A 16205-nucleotide genomic window follows, 5' to 3' on the forward strand; every position below is an offset into this window, starting at 1 on the left:
TGGCGCAGGTCGACCTGCCCGGTCAGGTCGATGGTGGAGGTGAGCAGCCGCATCATGGTCGGCCAGGACAGGCCGGCCTCGTGGGCGACCCTGCTCACGGCCCGAGGTTCGGCCCGGCAGGCGCGGATCACCTGCCCTGCGAGGCGGGTGGTGACCCTGGCCCGGGCCGGCAGCTGGTCGGTCTGCTCGGTGAATGTTCCTCTGGGGCAGCCTTTTTCGGCGCAGACGTACCGGCGCTTGCGCACCAGGACGTCAGGCCGGTCCCCGCCGCAGGACACGTCCTTGACGTGCTGGACCGGCCGCGCCTGCACCCTCGCGGAGAGGACCCCGCAGGACGGGCAGGCCCCCTCGGCAGCGATCGTCTCGATGACCACCCGCCGCGGCTGGTCACCCGTAGCAGGGGTCGCCGAGACAACTCGGTAGTCGGGCAGGTTGAACAGGATCGACGCCGCATCGGCATCGAACGTAGGGTGGTGCACGCTCGCGGTCCTCGCTCTGGGATGTCTAGGCAACACCCATGCTGGCGTAGGGCCGCGAGCCCTCGTTCAGGGGCTCACCACGCTAAAGATCGAAGAGCCTGTAATGCTTGGCCCAGCCACGGGAACCGCTCGTGAGGAAATCCAGGAGGTCTCCAAGCGGGGTGTATTCACCGCCTTGCTGCCGCGCCACCTCGCTGAACCGGGACGACTTCAGTCCACTGAGCTGGGCGAGGACCTGGCGGCGCTTGGTGCGGATGGCGTCGGCCTGGTCCAGGATCGCCGCGATCCGCCGCTGCTCTCCTAGTGGCGGCAGGGGCACGGTAATGGCTTGCAGGGCAGCCTTGTTGAGGGTAGATCCCATCGCTGCTCGGTTTGACCCGCCAGTGAGGTCCTGAGCCTGAAGCGCGCGAAGCAGATATGCCGCGTCGACTTTCCCAGGGTCCCTGACAGGGAGAGCGGCAATCGCTTCGTTGGTGTAGAGCGGCATGCCGGCGCGCGCCACCTTGCCGATGCTCAGCTTGAAGCTGAGCAGCACCGTGCCCGCAGGAATGAGCCTTCCTTTGGCGGCCCCCGCAGTGCTGATGCGCTCCTTAGTGGAGGTGATACTCAGCCCCTGGTTCATATCTGCGATGGATACCCACGGGGCGTCGCCACCCCACGTGGACGGATCGGCGCGAGGAGGCGTGCGGCCAACAATGATGTCGCAGACTTCGCCGAGCTTGATATGCCTCATCCCAGCATCGCCTCCAGCTCGGTGAGGCCGGCGTCGATCTCGGCGTTGAGCTGCTTGATGTCGGCGATGATCTCGGCGGGTGAGCGGTGTTCGACCGCTTCGTACTCGATCTCCTTGTACCGGTTGAGCGACAGGTCGTAGCCCTGGTCGGCGATCTCGGACTTGGGGACGCAGAACGACTGTTCGGTGCGGGCGCGGTCCTTCTCAGCACCGTTCCGTTCGGCCCAGCGGGCGCGGACGTCGGGGAGGTCGTTCGCCTCGACGGGGTTGCGCTTGTCGTCGAGGGAGAATCCGTCGGCGCGGACGTCGTAGAACCACACGTCGTCGGTGCCGCCCGAGTCCGTCTTGGTGAACAACAGGATCGCCGTGGACACACCCGCGTACGGGCGGAACACACCCGACGGCAGCTTGATGACCGCGTCGAGCTTCTGCTCCTCCACGAGCTTTTTGCGCAGGTCCTTGTGGGCCTTGCTCGACCCGAACAGCACCCCGTCCGGCACGATGACCGCCGCGCGCCCACCCGGTTCGAGCAGGCGGAGGAACAGGGCGAGGAACAGCAGCTCCGTCTTCTTGGTCTTGACCACGCGCAGCAGGTCGCTGGAGGTGGTGTCGTAGTCGAGCGACCCCGCGAACGGCGGATTGGCGAGGATCAGCGTGTACCGGCTCTCCTCACCCGCCGCGCCCTCCGAGAGGGAGTCGCGGTAGGCGATCTCCGGGTTCTCCACGCCGTGGAGCAGCATGTTCATGCTGCCGATCCGCAGCATCGTGGAGTCGAAGTCGAACCCGCTGAACATCGAGGAGTGAAACGCCATGCGGTCGCTGGCATCGGTGAACAACTCCGCGTGGTGCTCCCGCAGGTACTCCGACGCCACGACGAGGAACCCCGCCGTGCCACACGCCGGGTCGACGATCCGATCCGCCGGCTTCGGCGCCATGAGATCGACCATGAGCGAGATGATGTGCCGCGGCGTGCGGAACTGCCCGTTCTGCCCCGACGTGGCGAGCTTGCTCAACATGTACTCGTAGAGGTCGCCGTTGGTGTCGCGCCGCTCCATCGGCACGTCGTCGAGCATGTCGACGACCTTCGTCAGCAGATCCGCCTTGGGGATCGTGAACCGCGCGTCCTTCATGTGGTGCGTGAACGTCGAGTCGTCCCCGCCGATCTGCGCCCCCAACCGCTGCAAGTACGGGAAGACCTCGTCCCGCATCCGGTCGTACATCTGATCGGGCGAGAGGTTCTTCAACCGGCTCCACCGCAGCTCCTGCTGATCCGGCAGGAACATCGGGTTCTCGACGACCCCACCGGTGAACCGCGCCTTGCTCTCCGCGTTCGTCTGGATGTCGTCCAGCCGCCGCAGGAACAACAGGTACGTGATCTGCTCGATCACCTCGATCGGATTACTGATCCCCCCGGACCAGAACGCATCCCACACCCGATCGATCCTGTTGCGCAGCTCACCGTTGATCACCTATCCAGGTTACGTGGGGCTCGGGCTGGAGCCGCGGGCGACGAGCATGAGCCACGGCCTCGGCGGACCCGATCAGTGGCGGCCACCACCTGGCAACGAGAACCCGCGTCGACCTCGCGGGCACCCTCCCCACCGACAGCCTGCTCACACGTGGCGCTGGGATGCGCTGGTCCTGAGACGACAGTTGCCGCGACATGCCGAGAGGGCCGACCTGTGCACCGGAGACCGAGAACTCGGGCCCTGACCCGGGGTTTTCGGTCATGGGGGGTGGTGTGCGCGGCCGGTGCCGGCGTCGGGGTGGCGACGGCCTCCTCGTCGGCGTCGGGGCTGAGGTCGCCGCACGTGAGTGACGGCGCTCGCGGTTGTGGCGAGTCAGCGATGCGAATGCGTGCCGGCGGCCATCAGCCTCGTCGGCGGAGCAGCGGTCGTCACGCAGCACCTCGCGTGTGAAGGTGGCATTGAACGACGCCGTCATCGCGTTGTCGGCGCTCGTGCCACCGCCCCCATCGACTGCGTGACCCCCAGGTCGGAATGGCCGGTGACGAACTCGACGCGACTCACCAGCGCGTCTCCCCGGCGACACACATGGCCGACAAGCCCAATGGGTCTCTCTCACAGGTGGTCCGGCGTCCAGCAGGCCCACCCAGCCTCCCGGCGGCGCGAGCAGTCGCCCACTCCTGGGCTGATGCGACGAAACTCCCGCCCGAGTAACCCCGGGCGGGAGTTTCGTCGTGATGGTCGGCACACTTTCGTCGACCGTCCCATGGTGCGCGAGGGGGGAGTTGAACCCCCACGCCCTTTCGGGCACACGGACCTGAACCGTGCGCGTCTGCCTATTCCGCCACTCGCGCGCGCCGACCAATCCTCCCAGACGCCGGCCCGAACTGCCAAACCCGTTCCTCTTCACCGCCCGAAACCCCCCACACCGTCCGGCGGCCCCGCCCGCCACACCCGAGATGGCAGATAGGATGGCAGCTCGGGTACTGCTGGGGCAGTAGTGGCGGTGCCATCCCATCTGCCGTCTCGGGGTCGCGGCGTCGCCCGAGGGGCTGGTGGGGCGGGGCGCTGCGACACTGACCCCATGGCCCGATTCACGGTGCGTCTCGACACCCCCGTCCCGCCCGCCGAGGCGTGGCGGCGGGTGTGGAACCTCGACGCCCACACCCGGCTCATCCCCCTCACCACGCTGCGTGAGGACGGCACCGGAGGGACGTCGCTCCAGGCCGGGTCCCGATTCGTCGCGCGCACGGCCCTCGGCCCTCTCCACGTCGACGACGTCATGGAGGTGCGACGGTTCGACGCACCGGGCGCCGATGAAGGCGGGACCGCCGCAGGAATCCGAGGATCGAGCGACGGTGCGGGAGCCGCCGGGAGCAGCAGCACCGCGGGAGGCGAGGGGCGGGCCGTGGTCGTCAAGACCGGACGCCTGATCGGTGGCCAGATCGACGCGACCGTCTCGCCGCTCACCGGGAGTGGAGATGGGGAGGCGGGGTCACGGCTCGAGTGGACCCAGGACCTCACCCTGCGCGGCGTGCCGGCCCTCGCGGATCCACTCGTCGCAGCGGTCGGCAGACTCGCCTACGGCACGGTGCTCCGGGCGCTGCTCCGCAGCGAGAACTGACCGGGGCGGTTTTCCCCCTGTGTCGGTGCCCCACCACGGGTCGACGGCTTCTGAGGTCGAGGCAGCGGTCGTAAGGATCGCGTCTGGCGTACGAAGTCACGCCGATGACCAGCTCGCACTCACACAGCCCGCGCCAAGACCGCCGACGGCACGCGGGTGAGGAGCACGGACCCGCTCACCCAGAACGAGGTGCCGGATGCGGCGGCGCGCGACGACTCCGCCACCAGGGACCCACACCCACCCCACATCAGTGCCGCACCCTCGGCGACGGATGACATCATCTCGATGACATCACCCGCGAGGGGGGCCGGTCCGATGTCGTCCGGGAGGGGGCGCGTTCCGACGTCGTCCGCGGGGTCGGATCCCTCTGTGAGGATGCAGGGGAGGATGTGGGCTCGTGGTCGTCGGGACGACGAGCGGGGTGCATCCTCGGCTGCGATCCCGGCCCGCACGACCGCTGATGCGCCGCTGCACGACACCAGGATCGGACGCATGTCGAGGTCACGTCCCGGCGACTGTCAGTCACGACCTATACCCTGGAACGGACTTGGGTGAGGAGGGGAAGACCATGGGCCTGTTCGATCGGGTCGAGCAGAGGCTCGAGCGCGTCGTCAACGGTGCGTTCGCGCGCGCATTCAAGGCCGAGGTGCAGCCCGTCGAGATCGCCTCCGCGATGCGCCGCGCGATGGACGACCGGGCCGCCGTCGTCGGCCGCGGGCGAACCGTCGTCCCCAACGCCTTCTGCATCGAGCTCGCCCCCACGGACTACCAGCGCCTCAGCTCCTACGAGGACGTGCTCCACACCGAGCTCATCGCCTCCGTCGAAGAGCACGCCGAATCGCAGGGGTACACCCCGGGAGGCCCGTTGTTCGTCGAGTTCGTCGACAGCGACGACCTCGACACCGGCGTCTTCCGAGTCCTGCCCACGAGCGCGCGCGATCCTCGCGGCACACCCCGTCGCTCCGCCGGAGCGCACCTGCCGCGCAACGAGATGCTGTTGCCGCAGGCGAGCTCCCCCGCGCAGGGCGAGGTCGGTCTCGCGGGCAGCGCCGCCGCGGCCGCCGCAGCCGCCGTCGCCGGCACGGCCGCCGCCGCCCGTGCCGGTGGCGTCCCCGTGGGCCACCCTCACGACGACCCCGAGGCCGACGGACGCGCTGGGCACGCTGGACGCGGAAGCGAGGACGAGCGCGCCTCGCTCGCGGGTGACGCGTCGGTCGAGCGCGGCGGACGCGACGCCCAACGCGCCCGCGACCTCGCCGCCTGGGGCGACGACGACGACGATCCCCGCGCCGGGTACGACGAGGCGGCCGACGATCCGTGGTTCGGGCAGACGCCCCACCGTCCCGAGGCCGCCACCTCCCGGAACGAGCAGGTCCCACCGGCGCCGACCCCCGTCGGGCGACGCCCCTGGCTCGAGCTCAACCACGACTCCTACCCGCTGCTCTCGGCCATCACAGTCATCGGCCGCGATCCCTCGGCCGACATCACGCTCGACGACACGGGGGTCAGCCGCCGCCACTGCGAGATCCGGGTGACCCACGACGGGCCGCACCTGCTCGCCAGCATCCGCGACCTCGGGTCCACCAACGGCACCTACCTCAACGGCGAACGCCTCACCACCGCCCGTCTTGCGGAGGGCGACCGCATCACCATCGGGCGCACGAGCCTCCTCGTGCGCCTCGGGGAACGCCGATGAGCGAACTCACCCTGGCGGTCGTGCGACTCGGCCTGCTCGCCCTCATGTGGCTGTTCGTCTTCAGCATCGTCGGCGTCATCCGCAGCGACCTCTACGGCACCCGCATCGTCCAACGCGGCGACGGCGGCCGGCGGCGTGTGCGGCCCACCGAGAACGCGCCCCGATTCCGCGGCCGTCGCACGTTCTCCGTGCTCGCCGTCGTCGACGGCGCGATGCGCGGCTCCACCGCGCCCCTCAAGGAGTCCGGCGTGCTGCTCGGCCGCAACCCCGAGTGCACCCTCGTCATCGACGACGACTACGCCTCCGGCCGCCACGCTCGCGTGTACGCCGAGGGGGGCTCCTGGTACGTCGAGGACCTCGACTCCACCAACGGCACGTTCGTCGACGGTCGACGCATCACCGAACCCACCCCGCTCAAGGAGGGCACGCAGCTGCGCATCGGAACCACGGTCCTCGAACTGGGCCGGTGACGATGACGCTCGCGATCGACTACGCGGCTCGCACCGACGTCGGACTCGTCCGCAGCCGCAACGAGGACTCCGGCTACGCCGGTCCGCACCTGCTCGCCGTCGCCGACGGCATGGGCGGGCACGCCGGCGGCAACGTCGCATCCTCCCTGGTCATCGCCCGTCTCGCGCCTCTCGACGGCGACAGCCACGGCGCCGACGACGCCCTCGAGATCCTCGCCCGCACCCTCGCCAAGGCCAACGCCTCACTCGCCGACGCGATGGACAGCGACCCCGAGCTCAAGGGCATGGGCACGACCCTCTCGGCCCTCATGCGGTGCGGCTCCACCGGCCTCGCCCTCGTGCACATCGGCGACTCCCGCGCCTTCCTCCTGCGCGACGGCGTCGTCACCCAGATCACCCGCGACCACTCCTTCGTGCAGAGCCTCGTCGACACCGGCCGCATCACCGAGGAGGAGGCCGAGCACCACCCGCAACGCTCCCTCGTCACCCGCGTCCTCACCGGCGCCCCCGAGGACGAGCCCGACCTGTCCATCCGGCAGGCCCGCCGCGGCGACCGCTACCTCATCTGCTCCGACGGCCTCTCGGACTACGTCGGCCGCGACACCATCACCGAGGTCCTCGGCTCGGGCATGAACCCCGACGACACCGCGGCCAAGCTCGTCGACCTCTCCCTGCGCGCCGGCGCGCCCGACAACGTCACCGTCGTCATCGGCGATGTCGTCGACGCCACCGCGACCCCCTCCAGCCAGCCGATCATCGTCGGCGCCGTCGCCGAACGACGCCCCGAGATCACCACGCAGAGTGCCTCCTCACCCGCCGCCAAGGCCGCCGCCCTGCGCAAGGAGGCCCTCGGGACCCCGGACGACGAGGACGACACCGACCCCGACCGCTCGCCCCGCGCCTGGTGGCGGTGGGTCGCCGTCGCCGCCGTCGTGCTCATCGCCCTCGCCGCCGCCCTCTTCGCCGCCTACGACTGGACCCGGGGGCAGTACTACATCGGCGACGACGGCGCGAACGTCGCCATCTACCGGGGCATCCCGCAGGATCTCGGCCCCATCCGCCTGTCCTCCGTCGACGAGGTGACCGCGATCCCCCTCTCGGACCTGCCGCCGTTCGAACGCAGCGCCGTCGACGGCACCATCACCGTCGCGGACGAGGCCGAGGCGCAGGCCCGTGTCGAGACCCTGCGCCAGACCGCCGCCGCCTGCCGGCTCCAACGCAGCCGGGGCACGGCCTGCGGATCGGGGGGACCGTGACCACCGTCAGCCAGTTCGTCCCCCGCACCCGACGAGGCGTCGAGCTCGCGCTCCTCGTCTTCGCCGTCGGTATCGTTCTGCTCGCGTACGTCTCCGTCGGGCTCGGCGTCAACCAGTCGCTGCCCCTCGACCTCGCCACCCACGGCGGCGCACTGCTCGCGATCGCCGTCGCCTTCCACCTCGTCCTGCGCTGGCGCGCGCCCTACGCCGACCCGCTCATGCTGCCCATCGCCGTGCTGCTCAATGGCCTCGGGCTCGTGATGATCCACCGCCTCGACCTCGCCAAGGGCCCCGACAGCGGCATGGCCGGCCGTCAGGTGATGTGGAGCGCCCTCGCCGTCGCCGTGTCGATCGGAGTGCTCGTCCTCCTGCGCGACCACCGCCGCCTGCGTCGCTACACGTACACGATCATGGCCGCCGGTCTCCTGTTCCTCCTGCTGCCCCTCGTGCCGTTCCTCGGCCGATCGGGGTACGGCGCCCGGATCTGGATCGGCATCGGCCCGTTCTCGTTCCAACCGGGCGAGGTCGCCAAGATCCTCCTCACGATCTTCTTCGCCGGCTACCTCGTGCAGACCCGTGACGCCCTCGCCCTCGTCGGCCGCAAGATCCTCGGGTTCCCCCTGCCACGGGCCCGCGACCTCGGCCCCATCCTCATCGCCTGGATCGCGAGCCTGCTCGTGCTCGTCCTCGAACGCGACCTCGGCTCCTCGCTGCTGTTCTTCGGTCTGTTCGTCGCGATGCTCTACGTCGCGACCGAACGGCTGAGCTGGATCGCCATCGGCCTCAGCCTCTTCGCCGGTGGCTGCTACCTCGCCTACCTCTTGTTCGGCCACGTGCAGCAGCGGGTGTTGTTCTGGCTCGACCCGTGGTCCCCCGAGGCACTCGCCCAGAGTGACCAGCTCGTCCGCGGACTCATGGGCATGGGTGCCGGTGGCCTGCTCGGCACCGGGCTCGGGCAGGGCCACCCGTACCTCACCTACTTCGCCGAATCCGACTTCATCATCCCGAGCTTCGCCGAGGAGCTCGGACTCGTCGGCCTCTTCGCGATCCTCGTGCTGTACGGCCTGCTCGTCGAGCGGGGGCTGCGCACCGCCCTGGGCACCCGCGACGGATTCGGCAAGCTGCTCGCCACCGGCCTCGCGTTCTCCATCGCGTTGCAGGTGTTCGTCGTCGTCGGCGGCGTCACCCGGGTCATCCCGCTCACCGGCCTCACGACGCCCTTCCTGAGCCAGGGCGGGTCCTCACTCCTCGCCAACTGGGCCATCGTCGCGATCCTCCTGCGCATCAGCGACCACGCGCGACGCCCCCTGCCCCCGCCCCGGCCGATGGCGCCCACCACGCCCCCGACCGGTGAGGAGGTGAGGCAGCCGTGAACAACCCCATCCGCCGCCTCGCGCTCGTCATCGCGATCATGTTCTGCTCGCTGCTCGTCGCCTCGACCTGGATCCAGTTCGTCAAGGCCGACGAGCTGCGCGACAAGCCCGGCAACCGCCGCACCCTGCTCGCCACCTACAGCCGCGAGCGGGGGCAGATCCTCGTCGGCAACCAGGCCATCGCCCGCAGCGAGAAGACCGACGACGAGTTCATCTACCAGCGCAGTTACCCCCAGGGCCCGACCTACAGCCACATCACCGGCTACCACTCGTTCATCTACGGCGCGGGCGGCGGCCTCGAGAGCGCCGCCGACACGCTGCTCACCGGTGACGACCCCCGCCTCTTCTTCCGGCGCCTCGGCGACATCCTCACCGGCCGTCAACCGAGCGGCATCAACCTCGAGCTCACCATCGACCCCCGCGCGCAGAAGGCCGCCGAGGAGGGCCTCGGCGATCAGCGCGGCGCCGTCGTCGCCCTCGACCCGCGCACCGGCGCGATCCTCGCACTCGTCAGCCACCCCGAGTACGACCCCAACAGCCTCGCCGGTCACAACAGCACCGAGGTCCAAGAGGCGTGGACGCGGCTCAACGACGCGAAGGGCCGCCCCCTCGTCAACCGTGCGATCAGCGGAGACACCTACCCGCCCGGGTCGGTGTTCAAGGTCGTCACCGCGGCCGCCGCGCTCGAATCCGGCCGTTGGACCGAGGAGTCCACACTCCCCGGCCCCGCCCGGCTGCGCCTGCCGCAGACGAACATCGACCTGCCCAACGCCGGTGGGGGCGCCTGCGACGGCGGCACCGTCACCCTGAAGCGGGCTCTCGCCAAGTCGTGCAACACCGCCTTCGCGAGCCTCGGCATGGACCTCGGCGCCCAGGCCCTTCGCGACGAGGCCGCGAAATTCGGCTTCGGCAGCCAGCTCGCCATCCCCATGCAGGTGACCCCCTCCACCGTCCCCGCGGAGATGAACAAACCGCAGGAGGCGCTCTCCGCCATCGGCCAGTACGACGTGCGCGTCACCCCGCTGCAGGTTGCGATGGTCGCCGCCGCGGTGGCCAACGACGGCAAGGTCATGCAGCCCTATCTCGTGCGGCAGACCAAGGGCGCCGACCTCTCCGTCCTCGACCAGACCCGCCCCGAGGAGATCGGGCGCGCCGTCTCACCCGGCACCGCCGCCTCCCTCACCCGCATGATGGAGGCGGTCGTCACCGAGGGGACGGGCACCCGGGCCCGGATCGACGGGGTGTCCGTCGCCGGGAAGTCCGGAACCGCCGAGCATGGCGAGGGCCGCGCGCCCCACGCCTGGTTCATGTCGTTCGCACCCGCGGACGACCCCAAGATCGCCGTGGCAGTCGTCGTCGAGGACGGTGGCAATGCCGGCAGTGAAGCGGCCGGAGGAAGGGTCTCCGCGCCGATCGCCCGCGACGTGATGAAGGCTGTGATCGCCCCATGAAGTTCCAGACGGGAGCCGTCCTCGGAAACCGCTACACGCTCGGCGAGCGCATCGCCGTCGGCGGGATGGGCGAGGTGTGGGAGGCCACCGATCAGGTCCTCGGCCGCATCGTCGCGATCAAGCTCCTCAGCCCGGGGCTCGCCGATCAGAGCGGGTTCGCCCAACGCTTCCGCGAGGAGGCGCGCAACACCGCCGCCCTGTCCCACCCCAACATCGCCGCCGTCTACGACTACGGCGAGGACGCCGGGGCGAACTGGCTCGTCATGGAGCTCGTCAAGGGTGAGCCGCTCTCGCAGACCATCTCCGAGCAGGGTGCCCTGAGTCCCGAACGCACGATCTCGGTGATCTCGCAGGCGGCGCATGCGCTGCAGGCCGCGCACGACCGCGGCGTGATCCACCGTGACGTCAAGCCGGCGAACATCCTGCTCAAGCCCGACGGCGAGGTGAAGCTCACCGACTTCGGCATCGCCCGCGCCACCGACGCCGCCCCCATCACCCGTACCGGCGAGGTCATGGGCACGGCCCAGTACATCTCGCCCGAGCAGGCCACCGGGCAGCCGGTCTCGCCCAAGAGCGACATCTACGCCCTCGGCTGCGTCGCCTACGAGATGCTCACCGGTCGGCGCCCCTTCGACGAGGGCAGCCCCGTCGCCACGGCCATGGCGCACGTGACGACCCCGCCGCCCGCGCTGCCCACCTCCGTCCCCCCTGCGCTCGCCCAGGTGGTCATGGCCTGCCTCGCCAAGGACCCGGCGGACCGCCCCGAGAGCGCCCGGGCTCTCGCCGACACTCTCCGCGGGGCCCCGACCGGCGGGTTTCCCGCCACGGCCCCGATGGCACGCACCGAACGTCTCGGTGCGGCGACACGCGTGGCGCCGGCCGCCGGTGCCGCGACCGCTCCGCCTCGACGTCCCGACCCGGCGACCGGAGCCGGCGCCCCCGTGCCGGCGAAGGAACAGCGTCGGCGCGTCAACCCGCTCCTGTGGATCGTGCCCTTGATCCTGGCCCTTGCGGCGATCGGGTTCGTCGTCGCGCGATCGTTGGGTGACGACGACGGAACGCCCGCACCGTCGCCGACGACCGCGACGCCCACGGCCACGGAGACGGCCACCGAGACCCCGACGCCGACGACCGAACCCGCCGACGAGACCGTGCAGGTCACGGCGTCGGACTACATCGGGACGTCCTTCGACGAGGCCCGCGCCCGACTGCGCGGCCTCGGTCTCGACGTCACGCGGGACGACGTGGAGAACTCGGCCCCCAAGGGTCAGGTCATCGCCGTCTCCCCGAGCGGCGCCGTCAAGAAGGGCGCGACGATCACCGTCCGCGTCTCGAGCGGGCCCGCCCAGACCCAGGAGCCGCAACCCACGCCCACGACCCCCGAGCCCACCCGGACACCGGATCAGCCGCAGACCAGCGAGCCGGCACCCGCCGAGACCCAGCCCGACACCCCGGCGACCGGCGCCGCGGGCCGGGAGAACACCCATCAGCACGGGCCCGCGGGGGCGGGCGCCGGCATCCCGACCGCCCCGGCACCCGCCGCGACCGGCGCCGCCCCGGGCGGTTCCGCCGACAGGCACGACACCTCTCAGGAGTGAGCGTGAACGACGAACGGCGCCTGCTGGCCGGGCGATACGAGGTGGGCGAACTCATCGGCCGCGGGGGCATGGCCGACGTCCACCTCGGCTTCGACACCCGCCTCGGACGCGAGGTCGCGATCAAGATCCTCCGCTCCGAACTCGCCCGGGACCGCTCGTTCCTCATGCGGTTCCGACGCGAGGCGCAGTCGGCGGCGAGCCTCAACCACCCCAACATCGTCGCGGTCTTCGACTCCGGGGAGGAGTCCGTCAGCGACCTCCGCGGCGCACCCGTCTCGGTGCCGTTCATCGTCATGGAGTACGTGCGGGGCCACACCCTGCGCGACGTGCTCTCCGAGGACGGCCCCCTCGACCCCTTCGAGACCGGACGCATCATGGCCCAGGTGCTGCGGGCCCTCGACTACAGCCATGACCACGGCATCATCCACCGTGACATCAAGCCCGCGAACGTCATGCTCGCCCAGAACGGGCAGCCCAAGGTCATGGACTTCGGCATCGCCCGCGCGATCGCCGACACCGCGGCGACGATGACGAACACGAGCGTCGTCGTCGGCACCGCCCAGTACCTCTCCCCGGAACAGGCCCAGGGGCACGAGGTCGACGCGCGCTCCGATCTGTATTCCGCCGGGTGCCTCCTCTACGAACTCCTCACCGGCCGACCCCCGTTCGTCGGCGACAGCCCCGTCGCCATCGCCTACCAACACGTGGGCGAGCCTCCGCAGCCGCCCTCGGTGCACGCCTCGAGCATCCCCGCCTCGCTCGACGTCGTCACCCTCCACGCCCTCGCCAAGGACCCCGCCGACCGCTACCAGAGCGGTGGCACGTTCGCCGACGACCTCGACGCCGTCATCACCGGCGGCACCACCCTCGCCGCCCGCGAGGCCGTCGCGGCCGGGCGCCTCTCCGAACCCTCCCGCGACCGGGGCCCCGAGGCCACGGGCGCCACCGCCGCGGTCCTGCCCGCCGACCCCGCTCCGGCGGAGTCGGCGGTCGTCGTCGACGAGGTCGTCGAGGACGAGAAGCCCCGCCGCAAGGTGCCGATCTGGGCCGTCGTGGCCTCGACCCTCGCCGTCCTCGGCCTCATCCTCGGCGTGCTGTGGAGCCAGGGGGTGTTCGACCGGGGACCCGACCTCGTCGCCGTCCCCGCCGTCGTCCAGAAGTCGCAGGAGGAGGCGACCAAGACCCTCGGCGACGCCGGATTCACGGTGCAGACCCAGGCGGTGCGCAACCGGGCCAAGCCCGGTCTCGTCGTCGAGCAACGCCCGGAGGCGCAGAGCATGCAGCCGGCCGGCTCGGCGGTGACGCTGATGGTCTCGAACGGCCCCGGCAGCGTCGCCGTGCCCAACCTCGCCAATTACGACCCGCAGTCGGCCTACACGAAACTCACGAGTCTCGGGCTCGTGCCCGGCGAGATGGAACCCGTCGACAGCGCCAACGTCGACCAAGGCAAGATCGTCTCCACCGAGCCGAAGGCCGGGGAGAAGATCACCGTCGGTTCCACCGTCAAGCTCAAGGTGAGTTCCGGACGAGTGGCGATGCCCGACGTCATCGGCCTCTCCCAGTCCGCCGCCGTCGAGGCCCTCGCCAAGGTCGGGCTCCCCGCGGAAGCGGTGAACGTGCGCAGCTCCCGTAAGTCCGGCACGGTCATCGCCCAGTCCTACCCCGAGGACATGCCGGTGCCCGTGGGCACGACGGTGCGGATCTCGATCGCGGTGCCGATCCCCAAACCGTCTCCCACCCGCACGCCGACGCCCACCCCGACGCCGACGACACCGAGGCCGACCACCACGCAGCCCGAGAACACCGAGACCTCGCCTCCGGAGAGCCCACCCACGTCTCCCACCGACACCGAGGCCCCGCCGAACGGATGAGGCCGGGCGCCCGGGGCGTGCGGGTGACGCCTCTCGTGGTCGTGCCCGGTGCCGTCGGGTCCCGTCGACCCCGATGCCGGTCAGGCGCGGGTGCCGAGCTGGTCAGCTGCGGGTGCCGACGAGCGGGCTGAGCCCCTCGGACGCGGCGACCGCGCCGGGCTCCCCACACATGGCAAGCCAGTTGGCGAGCATGCGGTGCCCACCCTGGGTGAGCACGCTCTCGGGATGGAACTGCACCCCGTGGAGGGGGCGGTCACGGTGCCGGACGCCCTGGACGATGCGTCCGTGCGGTGAATCGACCCAGGCGTTGGCGACGAGCTCGGCCGGCATCGTGCCGTCCTCGATCGCGAGGGAGTGGTAGCGGGTCGCGGTGAACGGATCCGGGAGCCCCGCGAGGACACCGGTGCCGTCGTGGGCGATCCGGGACGTCTTGCCGTGGAGGAGCTCGGGGGCGCGCCCGACGACCGCACCGCAGACGACCGCGAGCGCCTGATGCCCGAGGCAGACCCCCAGCATGGGGACTTCCCGGTCGCGGCACTCGCGGATGACGTCGATCGAGGACCCGGCCTCCTCCGGCGTGCCCGGCCCCGGCGAGACGAGGACACCGTCGTACTCCCGCACCCGGGCGACGTCGACGGCGTCGTTGCGCCGCACCTCGCACTCGGCGCCGAGGCGCCGTAGGTAACCGACGATCGTGAACACGAAGCTGTCGTAGTTGTCGACGACGAGGATGCGGGTCATGTGGTCTGTCCTCAGGGAGTGGTCTCGGGCATGGACGTGGGGTGGCCGGGCGTTCCCGGCGACGAACCGGTCGGGCCCGTCCCCCCCTCGGTGAGCGGACGGGCGTGGACGGGGCGGACGTTGCCGCTCTTGGCGCCGAACTGCGCGTGCAGCGACTCGACCTCGTAACCGAGCCCGAGCCTGTCGACGTACTCCCGGTACACGGCGACGGCGGGGTCGTTGTCGAGACCGGCGAGGAGGGCGTTCTGGTCACCGATGGCCGTGATGACGAACGGCGGTGAATACACCCGCCCGCCGAGGATGAGGGTGTTGCCGACGCACCGCACCGCGCTCGTGGCGACCACGCGCTGGTCCTGGATCGTCATCGCCTCGGCCCCGGCGGCCCACAGCGCGTTGACGACGGCCTGGACGTCCTGCTGATGGACGACGACGTCATCGACGCTCACCCCCTCGGGCAGCGAGGCCGCGTCGAGCTTGGCGTCCTCGAGACTCACCCGCACCGCGGGCCCCTCGACGGCGGTGAGCCCGGCCTGCCGTGCGAGCTCGGCCTCGCGCTCCCGGAGTCCGCGGAGAGTGGCGTCGGCGGGAACGGCGGCCTCTTTCTCGGCGATCTGCTGACGGAGCACGTCGTTGCGGTGACCCGCGCGGGCGACCTCGGCCTCCCGCGCCCGGATGAGCGCGGGCAGATCACCGCGATCGCCGCGGATGTCGGTGCCCTGGGCGGTCAGTGCGCTCGTCGCGAACAGCACACCGGCGCACGCCGTGACGATCGGCACGACCCACGTCCACACCGAGCGGGGACGGGGCGGTGTCATCGGGTTCTCCTCTCGCTCGGGTGCCGTGCCGGGTGGGGGTCGTGGTCGGGAGGATCGTCGTGGGTCGGTTCGAACGACCGCAGCGGTGCGGGGAGCACCCGTCGAGGTGCGGCCCGGCCGAGGCGCCGGTCGCGGCGGCATGGCGATGCCTGAGCCACCAGTATGAAGCCCTACCCTGGAACGAAGGCGAGGCCACCTCGCGCGCACCGGATGTCGAGACGCCAGGAGAAGCACGTGCCGTCCAGCAAGAAGCCCAAGAAGCCCTCCGACGCCACGGCCACCGACGCCACCCCCACCGGTCTGCCCCCCGCCAAGACGAGCCCGACGTGGTGGGCGCCGGTCATGGTCGCCTTCATGGTGATCGGGCTGCTGTGGATCGTCGTCTACTACCTCACCGACTACACCTTCCCCGTGAAGGCCTGGGGCAACTGGAACCTCGGCGCCGGTTTCGGACTCATGATGGTCGGCTTCCTCATGACGACCAACTGGCGCTGAGTCCGACCACGCCCCGGCGACGTCGTCACCCGGGAATCAACTCCTCACGCCGCACCGCACCCACGACCCGACCGGCCGCCCCTCTCGAGCGAGGGGCGGCCGGCGTCGTTCATCCACAGGTATCCCCACACCCCGGG

14 protein-coding genes and 1 tRNA gene are annotated in these 16205 nt (G+C 70.8%); 9 read left to right on the plus strand and 6 right to left on the minus strand.

What is annotated here, in order from left to right:
• The 4 genes from RT054_RS12270 to RT054_RS12290 all read right to left on the minus strand — a co-directional run.
• The coding region (locus tag RT054_RS12270) for a transposase family protein (protein WP_313023938.1) at positions 1 to 479 on the minus strand (479 nt) is incomplete at its 3' end.
• 82 nt (positions 480 to 561) lie between these two features.
• Positions 562 to 1212 (minus strand): restriction endonuclease subunit S, encoded by a 651-nt coding sequence (locus RT054_RS12275; RefSeq protein ID WP_313023941.1) that lies wholly within the window; start codon positions 1210 to 1212, stop codon positions 562 to 564.
• Positions 1209 to 2681: a class I SAM-dependent DNA methyltransferase gene (locus tag RT054_RS12280; protein WP_313023943.1), complete on the minus strand. Its 1473-nt coding sequence runs from the start codon at positions 2679 to 2681 to the stop codon at positions 1209 to 1211. Before RT054_RS12280 ends, RT054_RS12275 begins: the two co-directional genes overlap by 4 nt.
• A gap of 764 nt (positions 2682 to 3445) precedes the next feature.
• Positions 3446 to 3532, minus strand: a tRNA-Leu gene (locus RT054_RS12290).
• 230 nt (positions 3533 to 3762) lie between these two features.
• Between RT054_RS12290 and RT054_RS12295 the strand changes: the two genes are divergently transcribed.
• The 8 genes from RT054_RS12295 to pknB all read left to right on the plus strand — a co-directional run bounded on the left by RT054_RS12295 (position 3763) and on the right by pknB (position 14017).
• Positions 3763 to 4302 (plus strand): hypothetical protein, encoded by a 540-nt coding sequence (locus tag RT054_RS12295; protein ID WP_313023947.1) that lies wholly within the window; start codon positions 3763 to 3765, stop codon positions 4300 to 4302.
• A gap of 568 nt (positions 4303 to 4870) precedes the next feature.
• On the plus strand, positions 4871 to 5998 hold the full coding sequence (locus RT054_RS12300) for a DUF3662 and FHA domain-containing protein (protein WP_313023950.1): 1128 nt from the start codon (positions 4871 to 4873) through the stop codon (positions 5996 to 5998).
• Complete coding sequence (locus RT054_RS12305; protein ID WP_312721320.1) at positions 5995 to 6468, plus strand: FHA domain-containing protein; 474 nt, start codon at positions 5995 to 5997, stop codon at positions 6466 to 6468. Before RT054_RS12300 ends, RT054_RS12305 begins: the two co-directional genes overlap by 4 nt.
• Positions 6469 to 6470: 2 nt before the next feature.
• Entirely contained in the window at positions 6471 to 7724 is a 1254-nt protein-coding gene (locus RT054_RS12310) for a protein phosphatase 2C domain-containing protein (protein WP_312721326.1), read from the plus strand.
• Positions 7721 to 9097: an FtsW/RodA/SpoVE family cell cycle protein gene (locus RT054_RS12315; protein WP_313023954.1), complete on the plus strand. Its 1377-nt coding sequence runs from the start codon at positions 7721 to 7723 to the stop codon at positions 9095 to 9097. The genes RT054_RS12310 and RT054_RS12315 overlap by 4 nt, the downstream gene beginning before the upstream one ends.
• The gene (locus RT054_RS12320; RefSeq protein ID WP_312721316.1) at positions 9094 to 10548 is read left to right on the plus strand and encodes a penicillin-binding transpeptidase domain-containing protein; all 1455 of its coding nucleotides are present in this window, start codon (positions 9094 to 9096) and stop codon (positions 10546 to 10548) included. Before RT054_RS12315 ends, RT054_RS12320 begins: the two co-directional genes overlap by 4 nt.
• Positions 10545 to 12146 carry a protein kinase domain-containing protein gene (locus tag RT054_RS12325; protein ID WP_312721315.1) on the plus strand — a complete coding sequence of 534 codons (1602 nt, stop codon included), beginning with the start codon at positions 10545 to 10547 and terminating at the stop codon, positions 12144 to 12146. Before RT054_RS12320 ends, RT054_RS12325 begins: the two co-directional genes overlap by 4 nt.
• A gap of 2 nt (positions 12147 to 12148) precedes the next feature.
• A complete protein-coding gene (gene pknB / locus RT054_RS12330; protein ID WP_312721314.1) occupies positions 12149 to 14017 on the plus strand; it encodes a Stk1 family PASTA domain-containing Ser/Thr kinase in 1869 nt (622 codons plus the stop codon).
• A 102-nt stretch (positions 14018 to 14119) separates the two neighbouring features.
• On the opposite strand, the gene RT054_RS12335 is transcribed toward pknB, so the two are convergent.
• Together RT054_RS12335 and RT054_RS12340 are read right to left on the minus strand one after the other, a co-directional pair.
• The gene (locus RT054_RS12335) at positions 14120 to 14758 is read right to left on the minus strand and encodes an aminodeoxychorismate/anthranilate synthase component II (protein WP_313023963.1); all 639 of its coding nucleotides are present in this window, start codon (positions 14756 to 14758) and stop codon (positions 14120 to 14122) included.
• 11 nt (positions 14759 to 14769) lie between these two features.
• Positions 14770 to 15573 carry a DUF881 domain-containing protein gene (locus RT054_RS12340; protein WP_312721312.1) on the minus strand — a complete coding sequence of 268 codons (804 nt, stop codon included), beginning with the start codon at positions 15571 to 15573 and terminating at the stop codon, positions 14770 to 14772.
• Between the two features lie 234 nt (positions 15574 to 15807).
• On the opposite strand from RT054_RS12340, the gene RT054_RS12345 reads away from it, so the two are divergent.
• A complete protein-coding gene (locus RT054_RS12345; RefSeq protein WP_313023967.1) occupies positions 15808 to 16068 on the plus strand; it encodes a cell division protein CrgA in 261 nt (86 codons plus the stop codon).
• The last annotated feature ends 137 nt before the right edge of the window (positions 16069 to 16205 follow it).

Origin of the sequence: Mobilicoccus sp. (assembly GCF_032060985.1) — a bacterium.
In the GTDB taxonomy this organism is placed as follows: Bacteria; Actinomycetota; Actinomycetes; order Actinomycetales; family Dermatophilaceae; genus Mobilicoccus.

What these genes read in the sequence shown, in the direction of transcription:
- RT054_RS12275 (WP_313023941.1), bottom strand. Translation starts at nt 1,212, where the DNA reads ATGAGGCATATCAAGCTCGGCGAAGTCTGCGACATCATTGTTGGCCGC.
- RT054_RS12295 (WP_313023947.1), top strand. Translation starts at nt 3,763, where the DNA reads ATGGCCCGATTCACGGTGCGTCTCGACACCCCCGTCCCGCCCGCCGAG.
- RT054_RS12300 (WP_313023950.1), top strand. Translation starts at nt 4,871, where the DNA reads ATGGGCCTGTTCGATCGGGTCGAGCAGAGGCTCGAGCGCGTCGTCAAC.
- RT054_RS12305 (WP_312721320.1), top strand. Translation starts at nt 5,995, where the DNA reads ATGAGCGAACTCACCCTGGCGGTCGTGCGACTCGGCCTGCTCGCCCTC.
- RT054_RS12310 (WP_312721326.1), top strand. Translation starts at nt 6,471, where the DNA reads ATGACGCTCGCGATCGACTACGCGGCTCGCACCGACGTCGGACTCGTC.
- RT054_RS12325 (WP_312721315.1), top strand. Translation starts at nt 10,545, where the DNA reads ATGAAGTTCCAGACGGGAGCCGTCCTCGGAAACCGCTACACGCTCGGC.
- RT054_RS12335 (WP_313023963.1), bottom strand. Translation starts at nt 14,758, where the DNA reads ATGACCCGCATCCTCGTCGTCGACAACTACGACAGCTTCGTGTTCACG.
- RT054_RS12340 (WP_312721312.1), bottom strand. Translation starts at nt 15,573, where the DNA reads ATGACACCGCCCCGTCCCCGCTCGGTGTGGACGTGGGTCGTGCCGATC.